This is a genomic window from Streptomyces sp. NBC_01520, assembly GCF_045040375.1.
Lineage (GTDB): Bacteria > Actinomycetota > Actinomycetes > Streptomycetales > Streptomycetaceae > Streptomyces.
The window spans coordinates 2,853,059-2,877,836 of the sequence record NZ_CP109404.1 but is presented as its reverse complement, the minus strand read 5'-3'; the positions used below and the strand labels follow the sequence as shown (position 1 = coordinate 2,877,836).

The 24,778-nt window shown below is 71.1% G+C and carries 25 protein-coding genes and 3 pseudogenes; 11 read left to right on the top strand and 17 right to left on the bottom strand.

What is annotated here, in order from left to right; all coding sequences use genetic code 11:
- Nucleotides 1-21: 21 nt before the first annotated feature.
- Nucleotides 22-858, bottom strand: a pseudogene (locus OG524_RS12955) (DUF4429 domain-containing protein).
- Nucleotides 859-1,041: 183 nt separating this feature from the next.
- Between OG524_RS12955 and OG524_RS12950 the strand changes: the two are divergent.
- A complete protein-coding gene (locus OG524_RS12950; RefSeq protein WP_405810288.1) occupies nucleotides 1,042-1,209 on the top strand; it encodes a hypothetical protein in 168 nt (55 codons plus the stop codon).
- A gap of 60 nt (nucleotides 1,210-1,269) precedes the next feature.
- Here OG524_RS12950 and OG524_RS12945 read toward each other — a convergent pair.
- From OG524_RS12945 to OG524_RS12920, 6 genes and pseudogenes are all read right to left on the bottom strand, one after another.
- Nucleotides 1,270-1,470: pseudogene (locus OG524_RS12945) on the bottom strand (SIP domain-containing protein); the annotation flags it as partial.
- Nucleotides 1,471-1,541: 71 nt separating this feature from the next.
- Entirely contained in the window at nucleotides 1,542-2,570 is a 1,029-nt protein-coding gene (locus OG524_RS12940) for an ABC transporter substrate-binding protein (RefSeq protein ID WP_405390697.1), read from the bottom strand.
- A gap of 325 nt (nucleotides 2,571-2,895) precedes the next feature.
- On the bottom strand, nucleotides 2,896-4,062 hold the full coding sequence (locus OG524_RS12935) for an acyl-CoA dehydrogenase family protein (protein WP_405810286.1): 1,167 nt from the start codon (nucleotides 4,060-4,062) through the stop codon (nucleotides 2,896-2,898).
- Nucleotides 4,063-4,068: 6 nt separating this feature from the next.
- Nucleotides 4,069-5,016 carry a hydroxymethylglutaryl-CoA lyase gene (locus OG524_RS12930; RefSeq protein WP_405812456.1) on the bottom strand — a complete coding sequence of 316 codons (948 nt, stop codon included), beginning with the start codon at nucleotides 5,014-5,016 and terminating at the stop codon, nucleotides 4,069-4,071.
- Between the two features lie 17 nt (nucleotides 5,017-5,033).
- On the bottom strand, nucleotides 5,034-7,082 hold the full coding sequence (locus OG524_RS12925) for a biotin carboxylase N-terminal domain-containing protein (RefSeq protein WP_405390699.1): 2,049 nt from the start codon (nucleotides 7,080-7,082) through the stop codon (nucleotides 5,034-5,036).
- Between the two features lie 13 nt (nucleotides 7,083-7,095).
- On the bottom strand, nucleotides 7,096-8,727 hold the full coding sequence (locus OG524_RS12920) for a carboxyl transferase domain-containing protein (protein ID WP_405390700.1): 1,632 nt from the start codon (nucleotides 8,725-8,727) through the stop codon (nucleotides 7,096-7,098).
- A gap of 176 nt (nucleotides 8,728-8,903) precedes the next feature.
- Here OG524_RS12920 and OG524_RS12915 point away from each other — a divergent pair, with 176 nt between their 5' ends.
- The gene (locus tag OG524_RS12915; RefSeq protein WP_405390701.1) at nucleotides 8,904-9,548 is read left to right on the top strand and encodes a TetR/AcrR family transcriptional regulator; all 645 of its coding nucleotides are present in this window, start codon (nucleotides 8,904-8,906) and stop codon (nucleotides 9,546-9,548) included.
- 214 nt (nucleotides 9,549-9,762) lie between these two features.
- The gene (locus OG524_RS12910) at nucleotides 9,763-10,542 is read left to right on the top strand and encodes a phosphatase (protein WP_405390702.1); all 780 of its coding nucleotides are present in this window, start codon (nucleotides 9,763-9,765) and stop codon (nucleotides 10,540-10,542) included.
- 200 nt (nucleotides 10,543-10,742) lie between these two features.
- Here OG524_RS12910 and OG524_RS12905 read toward each other — a convergent pair.
- Nucleotides 10,743-11,714, bottom strand: a pseudogene (locus OG524_RS12905) (helix-turn-helix transcriptional regulator); the annotation flags it as partial.
- A 63-nt stretch (nucleotides 11,715-11,777) separates the two neighbouring features.
- Here OG524_RS12905 and OG524_RS12900 point away from each other — a divergent pair.
- The gene (locus OG524_RS12900; protein ID WP_405390705.1) at nucleotides 11,778-12,926 is read left to right on the top strand and encodes an epoxide hydrolase family protein; all 1,149 of its coding nucleotides are present in this window, start codon (nucleotides 11,778-11,780) and stop codon (nucleotides 12,924-12,926) included.
- A gap of 27 nt (nucleotides 12,927-12,953) precedes the next feature.
- Here OG524_RS12900 and OG524_RS12895 read toward each other — a convergent pair whose 3' ends face one another.
- Genes OG524_RS12895 through OG524_RS12885 form a run of 3 tightly spaced genes read right to left on the bottom strand, consistent with a single transcriptional unit; the run spans nucleotide 12,954 to nucleotide 16,040 of the window.
- A complete protein-coding gene (locus OG524_RS12895) occupies nucleotides 12,954-13,910 on the bottom strand; it encodes a cation diffusion facilitator family transporter (protein ID WP_405810282.1) in 957 nt (318 codons plus the stop codon).
- 28 nt (nucleotides 13,911-13,938) lie between these two features.
- On the bottom strand, nucleotides 13,939-14,862 hold the full coding sequence (locus OG524_RS12890; protein WP_405390708.1) for an acyl-CoA thioesterase: 924 nt from the start codon (nucleotides 14,860-14,862) through the stop codon (nucleotides 13,939-13,941).
- A 20-nt stretch (nucleotides 14,863-14,882) separates the two neighbouring features.
- Nucleotides 14,883-16,040, bottom strand: a complete 1,158-nt coding sequence (locus OG524_RS12885) for an acyl-CoA dehydrogenase family protein (protein WP_031092198.1) — start codon at nucleotides 16,038-16,040, stop codon at nucleotides 14,883-14,885.
- Between the two features lie 293 nt (nucleotides 16,041-16,333).
- On the opposite strand from OG524_RS12885, the gene OG524_RS12880 reads away from it, so the two are divergent.
- Complete coding sequence (locus OG524_RS12880; RefSeq protein WP_405390710.1) at nucleotides 16,334-16,786, top strand: Asp23/Gls24 family envelope stress response protein; 453 nt, start codon at nucleotides 16,334-16,336, stop codon at nucleotides 16,784-16,786.
- A gap of 145 nt (nucleotides 16,787-16,931) precedes the next feature.
- On the opposite strand, the gene OG524_RS12875 is transcribed toward OG524_RS12880, so the two are convergent.
- A complete protein-coding gene (locus OG524_RS12875) occupies nucleotides 16,932-17,333 on the bottom strand; it encodes a peptidase inhibitor family I36 protein (protein WP_405810279.1) in 402 nt (133 codons plus the stop codon).
- 268 nt (nucleotides 17,334-17,601) lie between these two features.
- On the opposite strand from OG524_RS12875, the gene OG524_RS12870 reads away from it, so the two are divergent.
- The gene (locus tag OG524_RS12870; protein WP_405393210.1) at nucleotides 17,602-17,922 is read left to right on the top strand and encodes a DUF5713 family protein; all 321 of its coding nucleotides are present in this window, start codon (nucleotides 17,602-17,604) and stop codon (nucleotides 17,920-17,922) included.
- Between the two features lie 18 nt (nucleotides 17,923-17,940).
- On the opposite strand, the gene OG524_RS12865 is transcribed toward OG524_RS12870, so the two are convergent.
- Complete coding sequence (locus tag OG524_RS12865) at nucleotides 17,941-18,372, bottom strand: RidA family protein (RefSeq protein ID WP_405390712.1); 432 nt, start codon at nucleotides 18,370-18,372, stop codon at nucleotides 17,941-17,943.
- A gap of 104 nt (nucleotides 18,373-18,476) precedes the next feature.
- Between OG524_RS12865 and OG524_RS12860 the strand changes: the two genes are divergently transcribed.
- Entirely contained in the window at nucleotides 18,477-18,908 is a 432-nt protein-coding gene (locus OG524_RS12860) for a hypothetical protein (RefSeq protein ID WP_405390714.1), read from the top strand.
- 9 nt (nucleotides 18,909-18,917) lie between these two features.
- Here the strand turns inward: OG524_RS12860 and OG524_RS12855 are convergent, their stop codons facing one another.
- On the bottom strand, nucleotides 18,918-19,058 hold the full coding sequence (locus OG524_RS12855; protein WP_405390716.1) for a hypothetical protein: 141 nt from the start codon (nucleotides 19,056-19,058) through the stop codon (nucleotides 18,918-18,920).
- A gap of 76 nt (nucleotides 19,059-19,134) precedes the next feature.
- Nucleotides 19,135-20,472: an MFS transporter gene (locus OG524_RS12850; protein WP_405810276.1), complete on the bottom strand. Its 1,338-nt coding sequence runs from the start codon at nucleotides 20,470-20,472 to the stop codon at nucleotides 19,135-19,137.
- Between the two features lie 47 nt (nucleotides 20,473-20,519).
- Here OG524_RS12850 and OG524_RS12845 point away from each other — a divergent pair, with 47 nt between their 5' ends.
- Nucleotides 20,520-21,839 carry a GntR family transcriptional regulator gene (locus tag OG524_RS12845; protein ID WP_405810274.1) on the top strand — a complete coding sequence of 440 codons (1,320 nt, stop codon included), beginning with the start codon at nucleotides 20,520-20,522 and terminating at the stop codon, nucleotides 21,837-21,839.
- Here the strand turns inward: OG524_RS12845 and OG524_RS12840 are convergent.
- Both OG524_RS12840 and OG524_RS12835 read right to left on the bottom strand, forming a co-directional pair.
- Nucleotides 21,836-22,051 (bottom strand): DUF397 domain-containing protein, encoded by a 216-nt coding sequence (locus OG524_RS12840; RefSeq protein WP_405390720.1) that lies wholly within the window; start codon nucleotides 22,049-22,051, stop codon nucleotides 21,836-21,838. The genes OG524_RS12845 and OG524_RS12840 overlap by 4 nt on opposite strands.
- Nucleotides 22,032-22,838 (bottom strand): helix-turn-helix domain-containing protein, encoded by an 807-nt coding sequence (locus OG524_RS12835; RefSeq protein ID WP_405390721.1) that lies wholly within the window; start codon nucleotides 22,836-22,838, stop codon nucleotides 22,032-22,034. The genes OG524_RS12840 and OG524_RS12835 overlap by 20 nt, the downstream gene beginning before the upstream one ends.
- A gap of 116 nt (nucleotides 22,839-22,954) precedes the next feature.
- On the opposite strand from OG524_RS12835, the gene OG524_RS12830 reads away from it, so the two are divergent.
- From OG524_RS12830 to OG524_RS12820, 3 genes are all read left to right on the top strand, one after another.
- Nucleotides 22,955-23,194: a hypothetical protein gene (locus tag OG524_RS12830; protein WP_405810271.1), complete on the top strand. Its 240-nt coding sequence runs from the start codon at nucleotides 22,955-22,957 to the stop codon at nucleotides 23,192-23,194.
- A complete protein-coding gene (locus OG524_RS12825; protein WP_405810269.1) occupies nucleotides 23,191-23,493 on the top strand; it encodes a hypothetical protein in 303 nt (100 codons plus the stop codon). Before OG524_RS12830 ends, OG524_RS12825 begins: the two co-directional genes overlap by 4 nt.
- Before the next feature lie 157 nt (nucleotides 23,494-23,650).
- A complete protein-coding gene (locus OG524_RS12820; protein WP_405390724.1) occupies nucleotides 23,651-24,586 on the top strand; it encodes an SDR family oxidoreductase in 936 nt (311 codons plus the stop codon).
- Nucleotides 24,587-24,778 lie beyond the last annotated feature (192 nt).

The following is a 24,778-nucleotide window of genomic DNA, read 5'->3' as shown; positions in this document are numbered from 1 at the left end:
CTGCCGATCCGCCCGATCCGCTCAGAGGCGCTTGAGGACAGCCTGCTTCGCGGTGCTGAACCCGTCGTCGGTGAGGGCCCCCGCCCGATGCGGCTCGCCGAGCTCACGCAGGCTGCGCAGCAGCACGTCGTGATCGTCGGCGGGCGGCACGGCGGCCCCGACGGGCGCCGCCTCCACCGAGGCCCCGGTCTCCGGCAGCCGCGCCAGGACGGCCGCGGCGACGAGCACGGCCGCGTACTCCTTCTTCGACAGCCCCCACAGCTCCAGCGCGTACGGGCCGAACCTGGCAGGTCCCGATGTGGGGCCGCGGCCGTTCTCGAATCGCAGCCGGCCGTTCTCAAGGCCGAGGGCCGGCAGCCGGCGCACGCCCGTCACCCGCGACACCGGGAAGGCGACCGCGCCGCCGGACAGCTTCGACTCCGCGGCCTTCCCGTTCCAGGTGAGCCGCACGGTCTCCCCGTCGAACGACGCCGTACCGTCCCCGCCGCCCCGGAGACCGGCAGGGCGGGCCCCGGCAGCAGGAAGCGGTCCACCGGCCCGTCGGGCACCTGCTCGATCAGCAGGGCGCTGCGCACCTCGTCGACGAGGTACTCGGCCACGCCCGTGCGGTCCTTCTCCATGACGAGCTGATACGGGTCGGAGGCTTCCTTGGGCCTGCCGTCCGCCGCGCGCAGCACCCGGCACGCCCCGGTGCGCAGCCGCAGTCGGCCGCCCTTGCGGTCCGGCTCGAACGAGATCCCGGCCAGCGCCCGCAGCGGGACGGCGAACTCACCCAGGTCCTGCCGTACGGGGTGGACCTTGCTGCCCCGGCGCGACGCGTACTGCGTCCCCGTCGAAGTTCCACGACCCGTCCCGCATGATGATGTCCGCTTTGCGGCGGATTCTGCCAGCCGCGCCACCGGCGGACCCCGCCCGTGTCCGGGCCGGTGCCCGCTGTGGAAGTGGCTCGATCACGCCGGCCGGTCGGCCGGACCAGCCGGATCCCGGCCGCGACCCGGGCGTACACGGTGTTCGTCCACGCCGAAACCCGGCCGTCCGTTGTTGGCGACGAAGTACGGGTGCCCCTCGGCCGAACCCGTACCGACGGACCCGAATCCGGCCGCGACAGGTTCGGTCGCGGTGGTCGGTTTCCTGGTCGTCCCGCAGGCGGTTCCGGCCAGCGGCGACGAGATCCGCTCCCGCCCCGTCGTCGGCCCCGTCGTGGGGTAACCGACCGAACGGTCCGGTTGAATCCGACGCCGGGCCGTGGCCCAGCGGCGCCCGATCCTCCTACGCCGCGGTCCGGGAAGCCTGCTCCCTCAGCTGCTCCTCGCTGAGCCCGCGTCGCCAGCAGCCGACGAACGTGACCTGCTTGCGGTCCGTCCGCCGCTCCCGGACGAGATGGCGGCGCAGCGCCCGTACCTCGGACGACTCGCCCGCGATCCAGGCGTACGGCGGGGCTCCTCCCCGGAGCCGATCCAGGCGTACGGCGGGGCTCCTCCCCGGAGCAGGGAACAACGGCCGCGGCCCGGCCCGGAGTCGCTCCGTGCCGGGCCGATTCGTCAGCTGACCTTCTTGGCCTTCTCGATGGCCTCGGCGAGGTCCTCCAGGATCGGCGCGCACTTGTCGTACGAGTAGATGGGCTCCGTCGTACGCGGGATGACCTGCCCGGCCTTGACGGCGGGCAGCTGGGCCCACGTCGGCTTGGACGTCAGGGCGTCGGGCTGCAGGGCCGAGGACCGGTTGTCCATCATGATGATGTCGGCCTCGTACTTGTCCACGTTCTCCCAGCTCAGCTCCTCGAAGAAGCCAGCCGCGTTGACCTTGGGCTCGACGAACTGCACGCCGAGCTCCTGGAAGTACAGGGTGTCCGCGGAGGTCTTGGCGAGCGAGACGTAGAAGAGGTCCTGACTGGCCGAGCCGATCATGACCTTGATGTCCGGCTGGGACCTGGCTGCGGCGCGGAGCCGGGCGGCAGCCGTCTCGAAGCGGGTCTTGGCCTCGGATATCTTCGTGGCCCTGACGTCCGCGCCGAGGGAGGCCGCGAGGTCCTCGTGGCGCTGGATCGCCTTCGGGACGGTGGTCTGCGCGGCCCACAGGGCCACGCTCGGGGCCAGCTTGAGGATCTTGTCCTTCGACTCGTCCGGCACGTACCAGAGGGCGTCCTTCTCCCACATGGCGGTGACGAGCAGCTCCGGCGCGAGTCCGGTGTACTTCTCGACGTTGAACTCGCCCCAGACGTTGCCCAGCACCTCGACCTTGCTGATGTCGAGGTTGCCGGCCTGCACATCGGCCTTCCCGTCGGCGGTCTTCGTCGGGCCGAAGACCCCCTTGCACTCGATGCCGTAGTCGTGGAGGGCGGCGGCGACACCGATGAAGGCGACGATGTTCTTCGGGGTGGAGTCCGTCTTCGCGGTCAGACCGCGGTCGTCCTTGAAGGTCCAGGGACCGGAGTCGGCGGCGCCGGACGACTCCTTCGCGGAGTCGCTGTCGCCGTCACCGCAGGCGGCGAGCACCGCGCTGAGGCCGACGGCTCCGCCCGCGGCCAGCAGGCCGCGGCGGGAAAGGGAGAGGGTCCGGACGTTGGGCATGGGCTGTCTGCTTTCCTGCGGGGTCATGGCTGGCCACCGACGATTCGAAAGGTAGGTTAGCCTAACCTCAGACAGCAGGGTTTTGGGGGTGGGAAAGGCCGCCCCCTCCCGTTACCGGAATGAGAGCGGCCTGTTCGCCGGACAGCCGGACAGCCGGACAGCCGGACAGCCGGACAGCCGGACAGCCGGACAGCCGGACAGCCGGACAGCCGGACAGCCGGACAGCCGGACAGCCGGGTCGGGGACGACGCGTGACGGTGCGGCGGACAGCCGGGCAGCCGGGTCGGGGACGACGCGTGACGGTGCGGCGGACAGCCGCGGACCGTCAGGCCTGCATCCCCAACTCCCGCGCGATCAGCATCCGCTGGACCTCGCTCGTGCCCTCGCCGATCTCCAGGATCTTGGAGTCGCGCCACATCCGGGCCACCGGGTACTCGTTCATGAAGCCGTAGCCGCCGTGGATCTGCGTCGCCTCCCGCGCGTTGTCCACCGCCACCGTCGACGAGTACAGCTTCGCGATCGCCGCCTCCTTCTTGAACGGCTCGCCCGCCAGCAGCCGCGAGGCCGCGTCCCGCCAGCCGATCCGTGCCATGTGCGCCCGCATCTCCATGTCGGCGATCTTGAACTGAATGGCCTGGTTGGCGCCGATCGGCTTCCCGAAGGCGTGCCGCTCCCGCGCGTACTTCACCGACTCGTCCACACAGCCCTGCGCCAGGCCCGTCGACAGCGCCGAGATCGCGATCCTGCCCTCGTCCAGGATCCGCAGGAACTGCGCGTACCCACGGCCCTTCTCGCCCAGCAGGTTCGCCGCCGGGACGCGCACGTCGGAGAAGGACAGCTCACGGGTGTCCGAGGCGTTCCAGCCGACCTTGGAGTACGGGGCGGCGACCGTGAAGCCCGGGGTGCCCGACGGGACGATGATCGAGGAGATGAGCGGGGCGCCGTTCTCCTTGCGGCCGGTCACCGCCGTGACCGTGACCAGCTCGGTGATGTCCGTACCGGAGTTGGTGATGAAGCACTTGGAGCCGTTGATCACCCACTCGTCCGTGGCTTCGTCCAGCACCGCCGTCGTCCGGGTGCCGCCCGCGTCCGACCCGCAGTCCGGCTCCGTCAGCCCGAACGCGCCCAGCGCCTCGCCCGCGCAGAGCTTCGGCAGCCACCGCCGCTTCTGCTCCTCCGTGCCGAAGCGGAAGACCGGCATCGCGCCCAGCGAGACCCCGGCCTCCAGGGTGATCGCCACCGAGGAGTCGACCCGGGCCAGCTCCTCCAGGGCGATCCCGAGGGCGAGGTAGTCCCCGCCCATCCCGCCGTACTCCTCCGGGAACGGCAGGCCGAACAGGCCCATCCGTCCCATCTCCCGCACGATCTCGTACGGGAACTCATGGCGCTCGTAGAAGTCGCCGATCTTCGGCGCGATGACGTCGTTGGCGAACTCCTCGACGGTACGGCGCAGTTCCTCGTGCTCGGCGGTCAGCCGGTGGTCCAGGGACATGGGACGTCACTCCTTGTGGGACGGCGCTTGTGACGCCGAGAGCGCTTTGACGGTTCGGGACGGGCTGGGCCGTCCCAGCTGTTCGGCCATCCACACGCTCGTGGCGGTGAGTGCGCCGAGATCGACCCCGGTTTCGACACCGAGGCCGTCGAGCATCCACACGAGATCCTCGGTGGCGAGATTTCCGGTCGCGCTCTTCGCGTACGGGCAGCCGCCGAGGCCGCCCGCGGAGGCGTCCACCGTCGTCACCCCCTGCTGGAGCGCGGCCAGGGTGTTGGAGAGCGCCTGGCCGTACGTGTCGTGGAAGTGCACCCCGATCATGTCCATGGGCACTCCCGCCCCGTTCAGCTCGGCGAGCAGGGCCACCACATGACCCGGAGTGGCGACGCCGATCGTGTCCCCGAGGGAGAGCTCGTCGCAGCCGAGGTCCCGCAGGGCCCGCGCGACCCGGACCACCTGGGCGAGCGGCACGGCACCCTCCCACGGGTCCCCGAAGCACATCGACAGATAGCCCCGCACATGGACCTTGTCCGCCTTCGCCCGGGCCACGACCGGCTCGAACATGGCGAGCGACTCGTCCACGGTGCGGTTGAGATTACGGGCGGCGAACGTCTCCGTCGCCGACCCGAACACCGCCACCGACCGGGCGCCGAGCGCCAGCGCCCGGTCCAGGCCGCGTTCGTTCGGCACGAGGACGGGCAGCGCCACGTCCCCGACGTCCGCGATCTCCCCCAGCAGCGGGAACAGCCGCTCCGCGTCGGCGAGCTGGGGCACCCACTTCGGGTGCACGAAGCTGGTCGCCTCGATCGTGGAGAGCCCGGCGACGGCCAGCCGGCGGATGAACTCCGCCTTCACCTCGGTCGGCACGACGGTCTTCTCGTTCTGCAGCCCGTCGCGGGCCCCGACCTCATGGATACGGACCCGGGTGGGCAGCCCCGCAGCGGGCACGGTCATGGGCAGTGGGGTGTCGGTCACGATTCCTCCCTCGGGGCCACCACGGCCAGGATCTGGTCCATGGCGACCGTGGCACCGGCGGTCACGTCCAGTTCGGTGACCGTGCCGGCGTGCGGGGCGGAGATGACGTGCTCCATCTTCATCGCCTCCACGACCAGCAGGCTCTGCCCGGCCGCGACCTCGTCCCCGACCGCGACCTTCACCACCGTGACCGTCCCCGGCATGGGCGCAGCGAGCGTGTCGGCCCCGGACCGGGCGGCGCCGCTGAGCGAGGCCTCCACCGGATCGTGGTCCTGGACGTGCCAGGTGTCTCCGTCCCGGCCGAGCCAGACCCCCTCCGGAGAGGCCGCGCGGCTGAACGTATGGGTGAGGCCGTCGAGTTCGACGGTGACGCGCTGCGCGGTCGCCCCGACGACCCGGGACGCCTGCGCACCGGGCAGTGAGGGCACCGGCCCGCACGCGTCGGTCCGCTCGTCCCGGTCCCCGGCGTGGCCGAACGCCAGCTCGGCCGTGCCCCCCGCAGCCGTGCGCAGGCTCACCCGCACCGGATCATGGCCCGGTACGCGGAAGTGGTGGAAGGTCGCGGCGGGCGTGCCGCCGAGGCGCCAGCCGTCGGCCACGGAGAACGGATCGACCCAGCCGGAGGTGCTCCCGGGCATCGGCTGCCGCAGCAGCGCCGCCGCCGCGTACACCTCCTCCGGCACTCCGTCCGGCACCAGGCCGTCCGCCTCGCGCTCCACCAGCCCGGTGTCCAGATCACCCGCGACCACCGCCGGATGGGCCAGCAGCCGCCGCAGGAAGCCCGCGTTCGTCGGGACGCCCAGCACCACGGTGCCCGCCAGCGCCGCCCGCAGCCGGCGCAGTGCCGTGGCGCGGTCGGGGCCGTACGCGATGACCTTCGACAGCATCGGGTCGTACGTGCTGCCGACCGGGACGCCCTCGCTGAGCCCCGAGTCCGTGCGGACCCCGCCACCCTGCGGCTCGTCCAGGGCGAGCACCGTCCCACCGGACGGCAGGAAGCCGCGCGCCGGGTCCTCCGCACAGATCCGGGCCTCGATCGCGTGCCCGGTCAGTGTGATGCCGTCCTGGGTGTGCGCGAGCCGCTCACCCGAGGCGACCCGCAGCTGCCACTCCACCAGGTCGAGACCGGTGATCAGCTCGGTGACCGGGTGCTCGACCTGGAGGCGGGTGTTCATCTCCATGAAGTAGTACGAGGCGGGGTCGCTGCCCGGGACGATGAACTCCACGGTGCCCGCGCCCACGTACCCGCAGGACCGGGCCGCCTGGACCGCCGCCTCACCCATCGCCGCCCGGGTCCGCCCGTCGAGCAGGACCGAGGGCGCCTCCTCGATGATCTTCTGGTGGCGGCGCTGCAGCGAGCACTCGCGCTCGCCGAGATGCACCACGTTGCCGTGCCCGTCGGCCAGGACCTGGATCTCGATGTGACGCGGCCGGTCGATCCACCGCTCCACCAGGAGCGTGTCGTCACCGAACGAGGCGCGCGCCTCGCGCCGGGCCGCCGCGATCTCGTCCGCGAGCAGCGCCGCCTCGCGCACCAGCCGCATGCCCTTGCCGCCACCGCCCGCCGACGGTTTCAGCAGGACGGGCATCCCGATCTCCCGGGCGGCCTCGGCCAGTTGCCCGTCCGTGAGCCCGCTGCCGGACGACCCGGGAACCACCGGGACCCCGGCCGCCGCAACCGTCTCCTTGGCGCGGATCTTGTCGCCCATCAGCGAGATCGCCGAGGCGGGCGGGCCGATGAAGACGAGCCCGGCATCCGCGCAGGCCTGCGCGAAGTGGGCGTTCTCCGCGAGGAAGCCGTATCCCGGATGGACGGCCTCGGCCCCGGTGCGGCGGGCCGCGTCCAGGAGCCGTTCCACGGAGAGATAACTCATCGAGGCGGGCGCGGGCCCGATGCGTACCGCCGTGTCGGCCTCCCGGACATGCCGGGCGTCCGCGTCCGCGTCGCTGAAGACGGCGACCGACCGTACGCCGAGCTCGCGCAGGGTCCGGATGACCCGGACCGCGATCTCGCCACGGTTGGCGACCAGAACAGTGCTGAACATGAAAGTCCTCACCTCACATCCGGAAGACGCCGAAGCCCGGGCCGCCCGGATCCTTCTGGGGCAGCGGGGCGTTGGCACAGGCCGTCAGGGCGAGCCCCAGCACCTGCCGGGTCTCCATCGGGTCGATCACACCGTCGTCCCAGAGCCGGGCGGTGGCGTAGTAGGCGTTGCCCTGCTGCTCGTACTGCGCGCGGACCGGATCCTTGAACGCCTCCTCGTCCTCGGCGGGCCACTGCTCGCCGCGCCCCTCGATCTGGTCCCGCTTCACCGTGGCCAGCACCGAGGCCGCCTGCTCGCCGCCCATGACGGAGATCTTGGCGTTGGGCCACATCCACAGGAAGCGCGGCGAATAGGCCCGGCCGCACATGGAGTAGTTGCCCGCGCCGTACGAACCGCCGACGACGACGGTCAGCTTCGGTACCCGGGTGCACGCCACGGCCGTCACCATCTTGGCGCCGTGCTTGGCGATGCCACCCGCCTCGTAGTCCCGGCCGACCATGAAGCCGGAGATGTTCTGCAGGAAGACCAGGGGGATGCCGCGCTGGTCGCACAGCTCGATGAAGTGAGCGCCCTTCTGGGCGGACTCGGAGAACAGGATCCCGTTGTTGGCGACGATGCCGACCGGATGCCCGTGGATCCGGGCGAAGCCCGTGATCAGCGTCTGGCCGTACTCCGCCTTGAACTCGGCGAACCGGGAGCCGTCCACCACCCGGGCGATCACCTCCCGTACGTCGTACGGCGTCCGCGAGTCGACGGGCACCGCCCCGTACAGCCCGGCGGGACCGACCTTCGGCTCGTCCACCGGCTCCACGGACCAGGGGAGCGCCCCGCGGTCCGGGAGCGTCGCGACGATGTTCCGGACGATCCGCAGCGCGTGGGCGTCGTCCTCGGCGAGGTGGTCGGTGACCCCGGAGGTACGCGAGTGGACCTCGCCGCCGCCGAGCTCCTCCGCCGTGACGACCTCACCGGTGGCGGCCTTCACCAGCGGCGGGCCGCCCAGGAAGATCGTCCCCTGGTTGCGGACGATGACCGCCTCGTCGCTCATCGCCGGGACGTACGCCCCACCGGCCGTGCAGGAACCCAGCACCGCCGCGATCTGCGGGACACCGGCCCCGGACATCCGCGCCTGGTTGTAGAAGATGCGCCCGAAATGGTCCCGGTCGGGGAACACCTCGTCCTGCATCGGGAGGAACGCACCCCCGGAGTCCACCAGGTACAGGCAGGGCAGCCGGTTCTCCAGGGCCACCTCCTGGGCGCGCAGGTGCTTCTTCACCGTCATCGGGTAGTACGTGCCGCCCTTGACGGTCGCGTCGTTGGCGACGATCACGCACTCGCGCCCGCTGACCCGCCCGATTCCGGCGATCACCCCGGCAGCCGGGGCGGCGCCCCCGTACAGCCCTTCGGCCGCCAGCGGGGCGAGCTCCAGGAAGGGCGAACCCGGGTCCAGCAGTGTGTCCACCCGCTCCCGGGGCAGCAGCTTGCCGCGCGCCACATGCCGGGCGCGGGCCTTCTCACCCCCGCCGAGCCGTGCCGTGGCGAGCCGCGTGCGCAGCTCCTCGGCGAGCGCGTGATGCGCCGCCTCATTGGCCTGCCAGGCCTCCGAGGCGGGATCGGCCGCGCTCACCAGGACCGGTGCCTGCTGCATCCTGTCGAGCCCCCTTGCCCGTACCGCATGAGTCACGGTGTCCTCCGCGACGGAGCGCGGGTTCGGATGTCCCGCTCCTCCGCTTGTGGCATCGTCGCGGGGGACACCGTTAATGAGCGTTAACACATTGCGAACAGGTTAACGAGCGCTAACCCGCCTGTCTAGAATGAATCTCCATGAGCACCAATGCCGCCGACCGCAGCGCCGCCCGTGCCGTCTCCCGTGCCGCGGCTCCCACCCGCCGTGAGCAGATCCTCCAGGAGGCCGCCCGCCTCTTCGCCGAGCGCGGCTTCCACGGGGTCGGGGTCGACGAGATAGGGGCGGCGGTCGGCATCAGCGGCCCCGGCCTGTATCGCCACTTCCCCGGCAAGGACGCGATGCTCGCCGAACTGCTCGTCGGAATCAGTGAGCGGCTGCTCGAGGGCGGCCGGCTCCGCGTCACCGAGGACGCCGACTCACCGGGCGGTTCCCCCCAGGCCCTTCTGGACGCCCTCATCCAGGGCCACATCGACTTCGCCCTGGACGACCGCCCCCTGATCACCCTCCACGACCGTGAGCTGGACCGCCTGCGCGACACCGACCGCAAGCGGGTCCGCCGGCTCCAGCGGGAGTACGTCGAGGTCTGGGTCGAGGTCGTCCGCGCCCGCTACCCGGCCCTCGCGGAGGACGAGGCCCGGGTCACCGTGCACGCCGTCTTCGGCCTGCTCAACTCCACCCCGCACCTCGCCCGCCCCGAAGCCCTCCCCGGCCGCGAGGCCACGGCCGCCCTGCTCCACCGCCTCGCCGGCGGCGCCTTCGACGCGGCGGCCGGCCCCAGCTGACCGGTGGGCTGCCCGTCGCTGGGAGACTACAGACCGCAAAGCGGGCGATATGCCCGCTTTTCGCGTCCTTCACCTCCCAGCGACCGCCCTTACGCGCGCTGGAGGTTCACCGGCCGCGGGCGCTCGGCGGCCGGAAGGCGTCCGGCGGGCCCGGGTGGTGTCCGACGGTCAATACCACCGGCACACTGCGCGTTCCTCACGGCACAATGGGTTCATGCCGATACCCAGCCGTGCCGCACTCGTCGAGCACCTCGTCCGCACACGTATCGCGGGCGATGTCGCCACTCCCCGCGACAACAACCTCTCCCACTACCGCAAGCTCGCCAACGGCGACCGCCACTACTGGCTGGGGCTGGAGCTCGGTGACCGCTGGCGCGACGAGCAGGACGTGCTCGCCGTGATGGCCGAGCGGTGCGGGGTCAGCGACGACCCGGAGCACCGGCAGGGGCAGGACACCATCGACCCGGAGCTGACGGTCGACGCCCTGGACCGGATGGCGGCCCGGCTGCGGAAGGCCGCGGCGGACGGTGAGCGGGTGCTGTTCGCGACCGGGCACCCGGGCGGGCTGCTCGATGTGCACCGGCAGACGGCCGACGCGCTGCGGAGGGCCGGCTGCGAGATCGTCCGGATCCCCGGGGGTCTCATGGCGGACGAGGGAATGGTCTTCCAGTTCGCGGACGTGGCCGTGCTGGAGCGGGGCGCGACCTTGTGGCACACGCACTCCCCGGTGCCGATGGCCGCGATCCTGGACGGTCTGGAGCGTGAGGGCCGGCCGCAGCCGGACCTGGTCGTGGCCGACCACGGGTGGGCCGGGTGCGCCGGGCAGCGCGGGCTCGACTCCGTCGGTTACGCGGACTGCAACGACCCCGCGCTGTTCCTGGGCGAGGCGGAGGGCACCCTCCAGGTCACCGTGCCGCTGGACGACCACGTCACCGACCCGCGGTTCTACGACCCGATGACGGACTACCTGCTGGACGCGGCCGGACTGCTCTGATCCGTTCCGTTCGCCGATGCGGCCGGACTGCTCTGATCCGTTCCGTTCGCCGAAGCGGCCGGACTGCTCTGATCCGTTCCGTTCGCCGAAGCGGCCGGACTGCTCTGATCCGTTCCGTTCGCCGATGCGGCCGGACTGCTCTGATCCGTCGACCCGCCGGACGCGGCCGACCGCTCTGATCCGTCCTGCCCGCTGGGCGCTGCCGGACCGCTCTGATCCGTGGACCGGGCGTAGCGGGCCGCCAGCTCCCGCAGGTGCGCGACGAGCTCGGGCGGCTCCGTCACGGTGAAGTCGAAGCCGAGCATGCCCAGGTGCACGGCGAGGCTGTCCAGCGAGTCTGCCCCGGTGTCCAGGACGCACGTCGTCCCGTCGACGACCTCCACCGAACCCACCGCGGGGCTGACGCGCTCCAGCACCGCGTCCGCGGGCGCGTGCACCGTCACCCGGGCCCGGTGGCGCCAGGCCGCGGCCGACGCCTTGCCCGCGACGTACGCGGCCGCGTCGCCCTGCGGGTCCGCGCGCGGGGCGAAGCGCGGGCCCGCCGGGGTGCGCGGGGTCATCCGGTCCGTGCGGAAGGTCCGCCAGTCGTCCCGGTCGACGTCCCAGGCCACCAGGTACCAGCGGCGGCCCCAGTTGACGACGCGCTGGGGCTCCACGAGCCGCCGGGTGACCGCCCCCGCGTGGTCGCTGTAGTCGAGACGCAGCCGCTCGTGATCGCGGCAGGCCGCCGTCAGCGTCATCAGCAGGTCGGTGTCCACGGCGGGGGTGGGCCGGTCGGCGGGCACCGGCACGGCGTACCTCTGGAGCGTCCGCACGCGTCGGCGCAGCCGGGCCGGCAGCACCTGCTCCAGCTTGGCCAGAGCCTGGAGCGAGGTCTCCTCCATTCCGGCCATGGCGCTCTGTGCCACATTGCGCACGGCGACCGTGACCGCGACCGCCTCGTCGTCGTCGAGGAGCAGCGGGGGCATGGCGCTTCCGGCGGCCAGCCGGTAGCCGCCCGTCGATCCGCGGGTGGCGTCCACCGGGTAGCCGAGCGTGCGCAGCCGCTCGATGTCGTTGCGCACGGTCCGGCCGCTCACGCCGAGCCGCTCGGCGAGTTCCGTCCCCGGCCATGAGCGGGGTGACTGCAGAAGGGACAGGAGCCGCAGCAGCCGTGCGGAGGTTTCCAGCATGGTCCGCAGCCTGCCGCCCCTCTAGGAATGAACCGTGCCTATATCGATCCTAGGATTCCATTCATGGAGAACAGCAGCAACACCGCAGACACGTCCGTCCGCCCCTTCCGGGTCGAGATCCCGCAGGCCGACGTCGACGACCTCCGGCACCGTCTCTCCCGCACCCGCTGGAACACCGGTGTGCGGGGCCTGGACGACTGGTCGCGCGGTGTGCCGGCCGGCTATCTGAAGGAGCTCGCCGCGTACTGGGCCGACGGCTTCGACTGGCGGAAGGCAGAGACACGGCTGAACCAATTCCCGCAGTACGTCACCGGGATCGACGGCCAGGACATCCACTTCGTACATGTCCGCTCGGACAACGCCGACGCGACGCCGCTGCTGCTGATCCACGACTGGCCGGGGTCGTTCGTCCAGTTCGTCGACGTCATCGAGCCGCTGTCGCGCGACTTCCACGTCGTGGTCACCTCCACGCCCGGGGTCGCCTTCTCCGGACCGCTCTCCTCGGCCGGCTGGAACACCGGCCGGATCGCCGGGGCGTTCACCACCCTCATGGCCCGCCTCGGCTACGACCGTTACGGAGTCCAGGGCAACGGCGGCGGCGCCTGGATCGCGGGCGAGATGGGCCGGATCGCCCCCGCGGACGTGGTGGGCATCCACGTCAACGGCCTGGTCACCTTCCCGTCCGAGGACCCCGCCGACTTCTCCGGGCTCACGGAGGGTGAGCAGACCCGGCTGGAGCGGCTGCAGCGGTTCCGCGACGACAAGATGGGCTTCAACGCCATCCAGTCCACCCGGCCCGACACCGTGGCGTACGGGCTGAACGACTCACCCGTCGGCCAGCTCGCCTGGATCGTCGAGAAGTTCAAGGAGTGGACGGACACCGCGAGCGAACTCCCCGAGGACGCGGTGGACCGCGACACCCTGCTGACCAGCATCAGCGTGTACTGGTTCACCGGTACGGCGGGTTCCTCGGCCCACCTGTACTACGAGACGGCCCACGACCCGAGCGCCTGGGCGCCCAAGGAGCGCGGCACCGTACCCACCGCGGTCGCCGTCGCCCTGCCCTCCGACGTGGCGATCCGCCGATTCGCCGAGCGCGACCACCACGTGGTGCGCTGGACCGAGTTCGAGCGCGGCGGCAACTTCCTCTCCCTGGAGCAGCCGGAGCTTCTGATCGGCGACGTACGGGAGTTCTTCGCAGGCCTGGGCTGACATCCCGCGGTACGTCGCCGGGGCCGGCTAGCCACCTGCGGCCCGGCGCCGTCGGCCGAGGCCCGGTGTCGGGTCGAGGTAGACCCGGCGGATCGCGGGGTAGCGCTCCCGCAGCTGCTGCTCGGCCTCCTCGCACGCCCACTCGACCTGCTCCGCGCTCGCCACGTCCCGGAAGTCGATCTTCGCCGCGATCAGGGTCTCGTCCGGACCCTGGATGAGCGTCGTCAGCTCCAGTACGTCGATGATGTGCGGGACGGAGAGCAGTTCCTCCCGCACCCCGGCCCGCACCGCCTCCGGCAGCGGGCGCCCGATCAGGAGCTGGGCGTTGGACCGGCCGAGCACCCAGGCCACGTACACCAGCAGGATCCCGATGAGGACGGACGCGATGCCGTCCCACACCCCGGAACCGGACAGCTGGCCGCCGAGCAGCCCGCCGGCGGCCAGCAGCAGCCCGACGAGGGCGGCCGAGTCCTCCATCACCACGGCCTTGACGGCGGTGTCGGAGGTGCGGCGCAGATAGTGCGGCGCCCCCACGCCCAGCCCGGCCGCCGCGCGCCGCACCTGCCGGACCCCCGTGCGCAGCGAGTAGCCCTCCAGCAGGAACGCGACACCGAGCACGAGGTACGAGACGAGCGGGTCGCCGAGTTCCTCCCCCTGCGTCAGTGTGTGGATGCCGTCGTACAGCGAGAAGACCGCGCCGCCGACGAAGGTCGCGACGGAGGCGAGCATCGCCCAGATGTACCGTTCGGCGCCGTACCCGAGGGGGTGTTCCTCGTCGGCGGGTTTCCCGCCGCGTCTGAGCGCGGTCAGCAGCATGACCTCGGTGACGGTGTCGGCGACCGAGTGCGCGGCCTCCGAGAGCATCGCGCTCGAACCGCTGATCAGGCCCGCCACCAGCTTCGCCGCGGCGATGCCGAGGTTGGCGGCGGCCGCGACGGCAACGGTGAACCTGGACTCCCCGCCCGTGCTCTTCTCGTCACTCATGGTGGGGAGTATGTCCGCATACGGGGCTTCAGTCCCGGGGGACGCGGACCACACCTTCCTGGATGACCGTGATGGCCAGCTGTCCGTCCGCCGTGTAGATCCTGGCCTGGCCGAGACCGCGCCCGCCCGACGCCGAGGGTGACTCCTGGTCGTACAGCAGCCATTCGTCCGCCCGGAAGGGCCGGTGGAACCACATCGCGTGGTCCAGGCTGGCCCCCACCACGTCACCTACGGCCCAGCCGCCGCGCCCGTGGGCGAGCAGCACGGAGTCGAGCAGGGTCATGTCGGAGACGTACGTCGCCATGCACACGTGCAGCAGCGGGTCGTCCGCCAGCTTGCCGTGCGTCCGGAACCAGACCTGGGAGCGCGGCTCGCGCGGTTCACCGGCGGTGGCGAACGGCGGGGCGTCCACGTACCGCAGATCGACGGCGGCCCGCGCCTCCAGCAGCCGGTCCACCATGCGCGGATCGGCGAAGCGGTCCGCGTACCTGGGCAGCATCTCCGCGGCCGTGGGCAGCGTCTCCGGATCAGGGGCGTACGGCATGGGCGCCTGGTGGTCCATGCCCTCCTCGTGCACCTGGAAGGACGCCGAGAGGTGGAAGATCGGCTTGCCGTGCTGGACCGCGACGACCCGCCGGGTGGTGAAGGACCGCCCGTCCCGGATACGGTCCACGGTGTAGACGATCGGCGCGCCCGGATCCCCGGGGCGCAGGAAGTACGCGTGCAGGGAGTGGGCCGACGGCGTCTGTCCGGCCCCGGACGCACCGGGGCCTCCCGACGTGCCGGGGGCTGCGGACGGGACCGTGCGGCCCGCGGCGACCAGGGCCTGTGCCGCGACCTGGCCGCCGAAGACCCGGGGCACGACCGCGCTGCGGCTCATGCCCCGGAAGATGTCCTGCTCGATCCGCTCCAGGTCGAGCAGATCGAGCAGGGATTCAAGTGCTGCGCTCATGGAGGAGAACGTAGCCGCTCTTACAGGCCCATGGACTTGGCGATGATCGACTTCATGACCTCGCTGGTGCCGCCGTAGATGCGGTTGACCCGGTTGTCCGTGTAGAGACGGGCGATCGGGTACTCGTTCATGAAGCCGTAGCCGCCGTGCAGCTGGAGGCAGCGGTCGATCACGCGGTGCGCGACCTCGGTGCAGAACAGCTTCGCCGAGGCGGCCTCGGCGGGGGTGAGCTCGCCGGCGTCCAGGGCCTCGATCGCGCGGTCGCAGACGGCCTCGGCCGCGTCGACCTCGGCCTTGCAGGCGGCCAGCTCGAACTTGGTGTTCTGGAAGGATGCGACGGTCTTGCCGAAGACCGTGCGGTCCTGCGTGTACTGCTGGGCGAACCGCACGGCGGCGGCGGCCTGCGCGTACGCGCCGACGGCGATGCCCAGGCGCTCCTGCGGGAGGTTCTGACCGAGGTAGGAGAAGCCCTTGTTCTCCTCGCCCAGCAGGTCGTCGACGGGCACCTTGACGTCGACGAAGGCCAGCTCGGCGGTGTCGGAGACCTTCAGGCCCAGCTTGTCGAGCTTGCGGCCGACCGAGTAGCCCTCGGACTTGGTGTCGACGACCAGGAGCGAGATGCCGTGGCGGCGGTCGTCGGCCTTGGGGGCGTCCGTACGGGCGCAGACGATGACCTTGTCGGCGTGGACACCACCGGTGATGAACGTCTTCGCGCCGTTCAGGACGTAGTGCGTGCCGTCCTCGGAGAGCTTGGCCGTCGTCTTCATGCCGGCCAGGTCCGAACCGGTGCCCGGCTCGGTCATGGCTATCGCGTACATGCTCTTGCCGCTGACGAAGTCGGGCAGCCAGCGCTTCTTCTGCTCCTCGGTGGCGTACGCCTTGAGGTACGGCAGGCAGAGCAGGACGTGGACCCCGGAGCCGCCGAAGGAGATGCCCGCGCGCGCGGTCTCCTCGTAGAGGACCGCTTCGAACTTGAAGGACTCCTCGCCCGCGCCGCCGTACTCCTCCGGCACCTCGATGCCGAAGATGCCCAGCTCGGCGAGCTTGTAGTAGAAGTCGCGAGGTGCCTGACCCGCCGCGAACCACTCGTCGTAGACGGGGACGACCTCGGCCTCGATGAAGGCGCGGATGGTCTCCCGGAACGCCTCGTGGTCCTCGTTGTAAACCGTACGGCGCACGGAGTGCCTCCTCAGTGGGCTTCAGCATCGGGCGGGGTCTGGCTAAGCGCTTGCTCAGTCCTGGTCAAAAGTTACCCGGGAGTCACGGTGGCTGTCCAGGGTGATACGCAGCACGCCCGCTGCTGCGGCGCTCCGCCGGTTCGCCCCACCGCCTCGCTTCCGTGGCGGAGGGTTTCCGGGGGTGAGCGCTGCGTATACCCCGATGGCGGTGGGCGGAGGGCGGGCGCACAGTGAGATGAGGAGCCGGCGAGGAGGAGAGCCGCCTTGCCGCAACAACCCTCTGTGAGGCAGCCATGGTTGATGTCGAGTCCCTGGGCGGGAGTTCAACGACAGGCAGGAGCGGGGGAGGCGCCGTGCGCGGCAGGACCACGATCGCCGACAACGTGGTGGCCACCATCGCCGGAATCGCCATCCGTGAGACGGACGGCGTGTATTCGGTGGGCCGGGGCGCGTCCAAGGCGCTGGGCGCTGTCGCGGGGCGGATACCCGGGTCCTCCGGCGGTGAGCGCTCCGTCAAGGTGGAAGTGGGCAAGAAGCAGACGGCGATCGATGTCGACATCAAGGTCGACTACGGCGTACCGATCCATGAACTCGCCGACCGGATCAGGGGCCGCGTCACGGACGCGGTGGAGACGATGACCGGTCTGGAGGTCGTCGAGATCAACATCAACTTCTTCGACGTCCACGTCCCGGGCGAGGACGACGACGATGACGACGGCTCGGCGGCGCCCACGCGCGTGCAGTGAGCCGAGCCCGGTGCGCAGGGCCCCGCACCGGCGTGCACCGGGCGGGGCGTGTGCAGGCCTGTGCGGGGCGTGTGTCATGGGGGCGTGCGGCGTGTGCGTGAGGGCCGGGCCCCCGGGGAACGGGACGGGGGCCCGGGAACCGCGCCTACTGGGGCTTGAACGAGCGGATCTGGTAGTTCCCCTGGAGGTTGCCGCCCTGTCCGGCCGGCGTGGAACCGACCCGTGAGTTGAAGTTGGTCTGCGTGTAGTACTGCACGCGGTGCTCGGTCTTGTTCCACACGGACAGGACGTTCCTTCCCTCCCGGACGAACGAGCAGTTGTCGGCGGTGTTCCGCATCTCGGCGGCCGTCCACTGACAGCGGGTCCCCTCGCCGTTCCATCCGTCGAAGGCGCAGAAGTACCCGTGCGTGCACCGGGTGAACGCGGCGCTCGGCGCGGCCGCCGCCGAGACGGTGGGCCTGCCGGCGTCGGTGGCCGACACGGGCCCGGTGCCCAGCCCGAAGGCCAGGACGATCGCGGTGGCGGCGAGTGCGGTGATGCGGTTCACGATGGAGCCCTTTCGCTGTTCGGTGACCGGGTGTCGTGCCTGGTCGCCAGCAGCGTGGCACGGCTGTGACCTGCGCAGACAGGACCAGAAGGAGGGCGCGCGAGGTCTACGGAACAGGCCTGGGCGCGCCTGCGTACCCCGGCGTGGAAGTGGCGTGCGCGGGGTGTTCGGCGGTGCGTTCGCAGGGTGTTGTCAGTGGTGTGGTGCAGCATCGGGCTGACGGAGCACCGAGCGGAGGGGGATCGCCGTGGCGATCACGAACCAGCACATGACGGAGTACGCGTTCCTGCGGGGGCTGTACACGGACGGCTACTTCCCCGACCACGTCGTCGACAAGGGCAAGGCCGTCCTGGTCCGGCTCTGCGAGCGGATCGAGGCCGAACCCCCCGCCGATCTGGCGGCGTTGTACGTGCTGACGACGGCGGCGACCGACGAGTTCAACCTCCTGGAGGCGGAGTTCGAGGCTGCCGGGAGCGAGATCGAGACGGTCGCCCGCGAGGAGATAGCCGAGGACTTCTGGGTCATCGCGACGGCGTACGGGTTCGCGGACGCGGACGTGGAGGAGCTGATCGCCACCAGGGAATGGTGACGGGACGCGGGAGCGGCATCAGGCCGCGGGGCACGGCGTCACCTCGTCGAGCACCGCGGCGACGGCTTCGATCTCCACGAGCTGGTCGGGGTAGCCGAGCACGGTGACGCCCAGCAACGTACTCGGGGCGTCATGGTCACCGAACGCCGCCCGGACCACGTCCCAGGCGGTCACCAGGTCCTCGCGCCGCGCGGACGCGACGAGCACCCTCGTACTGACGACGTCCTCCAGGGACGCGTCCGCGGCGGCGAGAGCGGTCCGCATGTTCTCGAAGGCCTTCGCCGCCTGGCCCGCGTAGTCCCCGACCGCCGCCGTCGAGCCGTCCTCGTCCAGCGGGCACGCCCCGGCGAGGAAGACCAGCCGTGCGTCGGCGGGTGCCGTGGCCGCGTAGGCGTACTCGGCGACGTCGGACAGGTGGGCGGAGCGGATCAGGGTAACGGTACGGGGCATGGCGTACAGGTCCTCCTGGGTGGAAGTGCCTTCATCCTCACAAGAGTTCTCCGTCTGCGCCTCGCCTTTTCGGCAGGCCCGCGCCGGGCCTCTAAGCTGAGGGAATGGGTGATGTGTACGCAGTGGATCTCGCGCTCGACCTCCGGGCTTCCGTGCCGGGCGCCGTGCTGGACGACCTTCGCCGGCACCTCGGGGCGCATCCGGGCGGGCAGGACGAGTCGCACGACGTCGAACCCCTGCTCGCCGAGCGGGGGCCTGCGGGGCGCATCGGTGGGCTCCTGGTGGGAGAGATCGCCCGCACGGGCGACGGCTGGTCCCTGACCGCGAGGCAGGAGATCCATGCCCAGCTCCTGCCCGATCTGGACCCGCTGCTGGAGCGGCTGGCACTCCACTCCGGCACCGAGGGCGTCATCGGGCAGATCCGGTTCTACGAGGACCACGTGCCGGACCTGCTGATCAACGAGGGGGGCACGCTCGTGAGGATGGCTCTGAGGCCTGCGCCGACCGGTGGCATCCCGGCACGTCCCCACGGGTGAGCGGCCGGCTCACAGCAGGCCGGTGAGATCGGGCCCCACCCCGTCGGCGGCTTCGACAGCCGGAACCTGAGCGCGCGCCCGGTCGGCGTACGTCTCCGAGACGCGGTGATCGGCCGGGAGCGGGACGGGAGTTCCGGTGCTGCTGGTCATGCTTTCGATCTTGCCAGGCGGCACTGACAGCAGTAGGAGCATCAACGAGCCCGGGACCCCTCGTGGGCCGGGGCGTTCAGGATCCATCGGGCCGCACCGCTCCGGCCGGCCGCGCGGTGTCCGGCGGTGTCCGTACCGTGGGCGCGCCCGATGCCGCCCGTGCGGTGGACGGGCGGACCAGCCGGTGCTGGGCCAGGCAGGCCAGCGCGAGCGTGGCGCCGAGCACCGGCCAGGCCGACGGCCCCACGCTCACGGCGACTCCGACGACGACCGGCCCCAGACTGCGCTGCGCCGACTGGGCCAGGCCGTGCACACCGAGGTAGGCGCCCTGTGCCTCACCGGGAGCGAGGGCGACGGAGAGTTCCCAGGAGGAGAGGGAGTGCAGGATCTCCGCCAGGGTGAAGGCGACGGCCGCGACGAGTACGGCGGCGGTGGCGAACCAGGGCCCGCCGGTGGCCGAGACGGCGAGCGCCGCCCCTCCGGTGAGGAAGGCGGCGCCGATCGGGACGAGCAGCCGGCGGGCGGCGGCCCGGGTCTCCCCGAAGCGCGACAGGGGAACCTGGAGGGCGATCACCAGAACGCTGTTGAGTACGAGGACGATCGGTGCCAGCCCGACCGGGGCGTCGGTGGCGTGGACGATCCACAGCGGGAATCCGACCTGGAGCACGCTGTCGTCCAGGAACAGCCAGATCTCCGTAACCGTGAACGAGAGATAGCGGCGGTCACGCCAAGGCGTCGGCACCTCGGTCCGCGCGACCGGAAGGGCCCTGTCGGTCGTACCGCCCTTCCCCATGACGACCCGGCCGGGGGCCGGCGGCTCCGTGCACCGCAGCGTCAGGACAGCCATGACCAGGTAGGACGCGGCGTTGGCGAGCAGCAGCACCTGATACGCGGCGACGGTGCCCACCGTGAGTACGGCGGCGGCTCCCGTACCTCCGACAGCCCATCCGATGTTCACCGCGGTGCGCTGGATCGCCTGGTAGCGCACGCGCTGCGGGCCGGCCACCCGCGCGGCGAACAGCTTGGTCAGCACACTCGACGCACGGTCGGGCAGCGCTCCCAGTGCCGAGTACAGGACCAGCAGCGCGAAGTCGTGCGTGGTCAGCAGCGCCACCAGGGCCGCGCCCCGCACCAGTTGGGCGGCGACCAGGAGACGGGTGACGGGAAAGCGGTCGGCCAGCCGCCCGGCGAGCGGGGGCCCGGCGATGCCCAGGACGCCGGACACGCCCAGCAGCATGCCGATCTGAGCGACCGACAGATGGGTGACGTAGACGAAGTAGAGCGTCGCCACACCCATCCACAGGCCGGTACCGACCTTGTCGATGATCGCGACCACCAGCATCAGGCGCCCGTCCCGGCCGCCCGGGACGGAGAACCGCCGGACGGACGGGACGCGGCTCGGTGTGGGCAGCATCAGGATCCCCCTTGACAAGCTTTTTGTATCGGTACAAACTCTGTGCTGTGGCAGAACAATATGGGATCACGGGCGGTACAGCCAGAGAGATTTCCGCTTCGGTCGAAAGCCGCGTGGCCGACGGCACGCTGGGGCCGGGCTCCTCGCTGCCCCCGGTGCGCCGGCTCGCCGAGGCGCTGGGTGTGAGCGCGGGGACGGTGGCCGCCGCGTACAAGGAGCTGCGCGGGCGCGGGGTCGTGATGACCCTGGGGCGCGGCGGCACGGTGGTGGCGTCCGCCCCCGCCGTCACCTCGCGGCGCCCTCCCCGGGTGCCGTCCGGGCTGCGCGACCTGGCGGGCGGGCACCCCGATCCGGCCTGCCTCCCGGTGCTGACCCCGCCCGCCCGGGTGGAGCCCGTGCCCGGATCCCACCGGGCCTCCCCGCGGCTGCCCGCACTGGAAGAGGCGGCCCGCGCCTGGTTCGCCCGCGACGGCGTGCCCACCGGATCGGTGACGTTCGCCCACGGGGCGCTGGACTGCATCGGGAGGCTGCTGTCCACCGAGCTCAAGCCCGGTGACGCCGTTGCCGTCGAGGACCCCGGCTTCCACCACCTCCTCGACCTGATCCCCGCGCTGGCACTGCGCATGCTGCCGGTGACGGTCGACGACGAGGGCATCCGCCCCGAGGCGCTCCGCGCGGCCCTGCGGGCAGGAGCCCGCGCGCTCGTGTGCAGCCCCCGGGGCCAGAGCCCGCTCGGAGCGCGCTTCACCCCCGGCCGTAGGGACGAACTCCTGTCAGTGCTGGGCGACTTCCCCGACGTACTGGTCATCGAGGACGACCACAACGCGGACATCGCCGGCGCGCCCCCGGTGAGCCTCAGCTCCGGCGGACCGCGCCGCTGGGCCCAGGTCCGTACCGTGTCCAAGCACCTGGGCATCGACCTGCGCTGGGCCGCCCTCGCCTGCGACCCTGCCACGCTCGCGCGCCACGACGGCCGGCTGCTGCTGACCTCGGGATGGGTCAGCCACATCCTCCAGACGACGGTGGCGGACCTGTTGACCGACCCGGCGGTGACCCGACTGGTGGCAGGGGCCGCCGACACGTACACCACCCGCCGTGAGGCCCTGGGCGCCGCGCTCGCTCAGCACGGCATCCCCTCCCACGGCGCGAGCGGCATCAACGTGTGGGTGCCCGTCCGTGACGAGTCCGCCGTCGTCAACGGGCTTCGTACACGCGGTTGGTGGACGGCGGCGGGCACCCGCTTCCGCATCGCGTCCCCGCCCGCGGTGAGGGTCACCACGGCGACCCTCACCCCGGACGAATCGACTGTCCTCGCCCGGGACTTCGCGGACGTACTGGCGGAGTCGCAGGCGGTGTACGGGGGTTAGAGGCGCCCGGCCTTGACGGCGGACACGAACGACGACCACTCGGCGGCCGGGATCACCAGGGCGGGGCCTTGGGGCGACTTGGAGTCGCGGACGGGGACGCCGGAGGGGTGGCCGTCCACGACTTCGAGGCAGCTGCCGCCTTCGGTGTTGCTGTAGGAGGACGCGCGCCAGCCGGTCAGTGCGGAACCGTCCTCAATGGTGTGCCTGGTCATGGGATTCGTAGCCCTTCGCTGTCGCGCGCAGCAGGTCGAGCGACTCCTTCAACGGCAGTGCGTCGCTCATTGCGAGATCGTAGATGCTCTGGAGGCGCGTGACCACGGCCGGGGAGTCGTGCAGCTTGCCCATGTGGAGCCCCTCGGAGTACGCCACAGGAGGCTGGTCCTCGAACCACATCAGAGTCAGCATGCTCTGCAGGAGCTGGTAAGCCCCGACGCCGTACGGCACCACATGGATACGAAGCCGTCGCTGCTCGGCCAGGCGGACGATGTGCCTGATCTGCTCGGCCATGACCGCAGCGGACCCGACGGTGCGATGCAGTACGCCCTCATCCAGCAGGGCCCAGACGACGGGTGCCACCGGATCGTCGAGGACGGTTGCCCGGTCGAGGCGTGTGACAACGAGCCTGTCACATTCCGCTTCACTCACAGGAGGGAACGCCGCGCTCAGAACCGCACGCGCGTACCTTTCCGTCTGGAGGATCCCTGGAACAAAGGCGTACGCGAACTCGCGGATCATTGTCGCTTGCTGTTCGAGCTGCCGAGCTGACTCGAAGTAGTCGGCGACAGCCGCGTCGTCTTCCGGCAGGAAGCTGCTCAGTACATTTCCCGTGTTCAGGGCCTTGTCGAGCCGTCGCGCGTCCTCCTTCGAGGGGATGCGGCGGCCCGCTTCGATGTGCGCGATGTGCGAACGGGTCATGACCGACGCGTCGGCCAGCTCCTGTTGGGTCAGCCCTGCGGCGAGGCGCTGTTCCTTGAACCAGTCCCCATAGCTGTTACTCAACGTCAACTCCCATGTGACGAAGCATTTGTCACCAACGACCCCCTGGCGAGCCTAGCCCGGCTCGTCCCACTCTGTGAGTGGATCGCTACCCAGCGACAGACGCCCAGGTCTGGCCCATGGGCACAGCCATGGGCATCACCCCTCACCACAAGGGAGTTGACGACGTGCTGCACCGCATCATCCGGATCCTTGAGACACTGCTGCGCCTCCTGCGACCTGCCCCGCCGACGTACCGGTTCCCTCCCCCTCCCGCACGGGTGACCTCCGAACCCGTCCTGGAGCGAGGGCTGTGGCTCGCGATGTACGGCATCGACATCAGGCCCTGCCCGACCTGCGGTGCGACGGTGACGGCATGACCGGGCGGGTGTCCGGCGCGGCACGGCTTCTGCCGTGGGCCGGCCCGGAGGGAAAGCCCTGCTATGTCCTCGGTGACGGGACGGGTGACGTCTCCCGGGTCGCGGACAACGTGGAGCGGGTCCAGCTCGGGATGGCTGGCGATCTTCTCGCCCACGCAGCCGACATGCTGGACGACCGCCAGGTCACCTCCGCGCAACTCCGCTACGTCGTGGCGCGCATGGCCGAGGCTCTGCGCGACGTGCACCGGATCGCGGAGAGCCGGGGCGCGCGCCTGGGCGCTGTGTCAGGACGGGAGTAGCGGGTCGGGCGGAGCCCGAAGGCTGGTCCGCAGGGATGTTCCCGTGAGAACCGCGAAAAATACGACACAAGGTGTCTGGTTTCGGGCCGAGCATGGTGTCACCGGTCCGCGTCGATGACGGACGTGGACCAGGCCGTGCGAACAGATGAGGAACGCAATGGGATTCACGCCCGACACATCGGCACCGGACCTAGACGGGAAGATCGCGCTGGTCGCGGGTGCGACACGGGGTGCCGGGCGGGGCATCGCCGTCCAGCTCGGGGCGGCTGGTGCGACGGTCTACGTCACCGGCCGCACGACTCGGGAACGGCGCTCGGAGTACGACCGCTCCGAGACGATCGAGGAGACCGCGGAGCTTGTCACCGCCGCAGGCGGAACCGGCATCGCGGTGCCGACCGACCACTTGGTGCCCGAGCAGGTCCGTGCGCTGGCCGGGCGCATCGATGCCGAGCAGGGGCGGCTCGACGTGCTGGTGAACGACGTCTGGGGCGGAGAGCAGTTGTTCGCGTTCGACAAGCCGGTGTGGGAGCACGACCTCGACAACGGGCTACGTCTGCTCCGACTGGGTGTGGAGACCCACGCGATCACCAGCCACTTCGTGCTGCCACTGCTGGTGCGTCGGCCGGGCGGACTCGTGGTCGAGATGACGGACGGGACGTCCGCGTACAACGGCACGCGCTACCGCAACTCGTACTTCTACGACCTGGTCAAGAACAGCGTGCTGCGCATGGCGTTCGTGCTGGCACACGAGCTGAAGCCGCACGGCGGGACGGCGGTGGCGCTCACTCCGGGCTGGATGCGTTCGGAGATGATGCTCGACGCGTTCGGCGTCACCGAGGACAACTGGCGCGACGCGTTGACCGAGGTACCGCACTTCTGCGTTTCCGAGAGTCCGTCGTACGTCGGACGCGCGGTCGCGGCGTTGGCCGGCGATGCCGGTGTCGCGAGCCGGAACGGTCAGTCGCTGTCCAGCGGGCAGCTGGCGCAGGAGTACGGCTTCACCGACCTCGACGGGTCGCGGCCTGACTGCTGGCGCTACCTGGTCGAGGTCGTCGACGCGGGCAAGCCGTCGGACGCGACGGGCTATCGGTGACGGGCACCGCTCACAGGCAGGAGACGGAGTCCTTCGTCACGGGGCCGTCCGGCCCTTCGTCGTCCCCAGCTCTGGCCCGAGTGTCATTCGGGCGTGTACACCGTCTGGATGCGGCGAGTGCGACACGAATCGGGTGGGAGTCGTCACCCGGATTTCATGTCGAGAGGATTTGAACATCGTTACGCTGCACCG

Bases quoted from the DNA above. Each gene is read 5' to 3' on its own strand.
- OG524_RS12940 (WP_405390697.1), bottom strand. From the start codon at position 2,570: ATGCCCAACGTCCGGACCCTCTCCCTTTCCCGCCGCGGCCTGCTGGCC.
- OG524_RS12935 (WP_405810286.1), bottom strand. From the start codon at position 4,062: ATGTCCCTGGACCACCGGCTGACCGCCGAGCACGAGGAACTGCGCCGT.
- OG524_RS12930 (WP_405812456.1), bottom strand. From the start codon at position 5,016: ATGACCGTGCCCGCTGCGGGGCTGCCCACCCGGGTCCGTATCCATGAG.
- OG524_RS12925 (WP_405390699.1), bottom strand. From the start codon at position 7,082: ATGTTCAGCACTGTTCTGGTCGCCAACCGTGGCGAGATCGCGGTCCGG.
- OG524_RS12920 (WP_405390700.1), bottom strand. From the start codon at position 8,727: ATGCAGCAGGCACCGGTCCTGGTGAGCGCGGCCGATCCCGCCTCGGAG.
- OG524_RS12915 (WP_405390701.1), top strand. From the start codon at position 8,904: ATGAGCACCAATGCCGCCGACCGCAGCGCCGCCCGTGCCGTCTCCCGT.
- OG524_RS12910 (WP_405390702.1), top strand. From the start codon at position 9,763: ATGCCGATACCCAGCCGTGCCGCACTCGTCGAGCACCTCGTCCGCACA.
- OG524_RS12900 (WP_405390705.1), top strand. From the start codon at position 11,778: ATGGAGAACAGCAGCAACACCGCAGACACGTCCGTCCGCCCCTTCCGG.
- OG524_RS12895 (WP_405810282.1), bottom strand. From the start codon at position 13,910: ATGAGTGACGAGAAGAGCACGGGCGGGGAGTCCAGGTTCACCGTTGCC.
- OG524_RS12890 (WP_405390708.1), bottom strand. From the start codon at position 14,862: ATGAGCGCAGCACTTGAATCCCTGCTCGATCTGCTCGACCTGGAGCGG.
- OG524_RS12880 (WP_405390710.1), top strand. From the start codon at position 16,334: ATGGTTGATGTCGAGTCCCTGGGCGGGAGTTCAACGACAGGCAGGAGC.
- OG524_RS12870 (WP_405393210.1), top strand. From the start codon at position 17,602: ATGACGGAGTACGCGTTCCTGCGGGGGCTGTACACGGACGGCTACTTC.
- OG524_RS12865 (WP_405390712.1), bottom strand. From the start codon at position 18,372: ATGCCCCGTACCGTTACCCTGATCCGCTCCGCCCACCTGTCCGACGTC.
- OG524_RS12860 (WP_405390714.1), top strand. From the start codon at position 18,477: ATGGGTGATGTGTACGCAGTGGATCTCGCGCTCGACCTCCGGGCTTCC.
- OG524_RS12855 (WP_405390716.1), bottom strand. From the start codon at position 19,058: ATGACCAGCAGCACCGGAACTCCCGTCCCGCTCCCGGCCGATCACCGC.
- OG524_RS12850 (WP_405810276.1), bottom strand. From the start codon at position 20,472: ATGCTGCCCACACCGAGCCGCGTCCCGTCCGTCCGGCGGTTCTCCGTC.
- OG524_RS12840 (WP_405390720.1), bottom strand. From the start codon at position 22,051: ATGACCAGGCACACCATTGAGGACGGTTCCGCACTGACCGGCTGGCGC.
- OG524_RS12830 (WP_405810271.1), top strand. From the start codon at position 22,955: ATGGGCACAGCCATGGGCATCACCCCTCACCACAAGGGAGTTGACGAC.
- OG524_RS12825 (WP_405810269.1), top strand. From the start codon at position 23,191: ATGACCGGGCGGGTGTCCGGCGCGGCACGGCTTCTGCCGTGGGCCGGC.
- OG524_RS12820 (WP_405390724.1), top strand. From the start codon at position 23,651: ATGGGATTCACGCCCGACACATCGGCACCGGACCTAGACGGGAAGATC.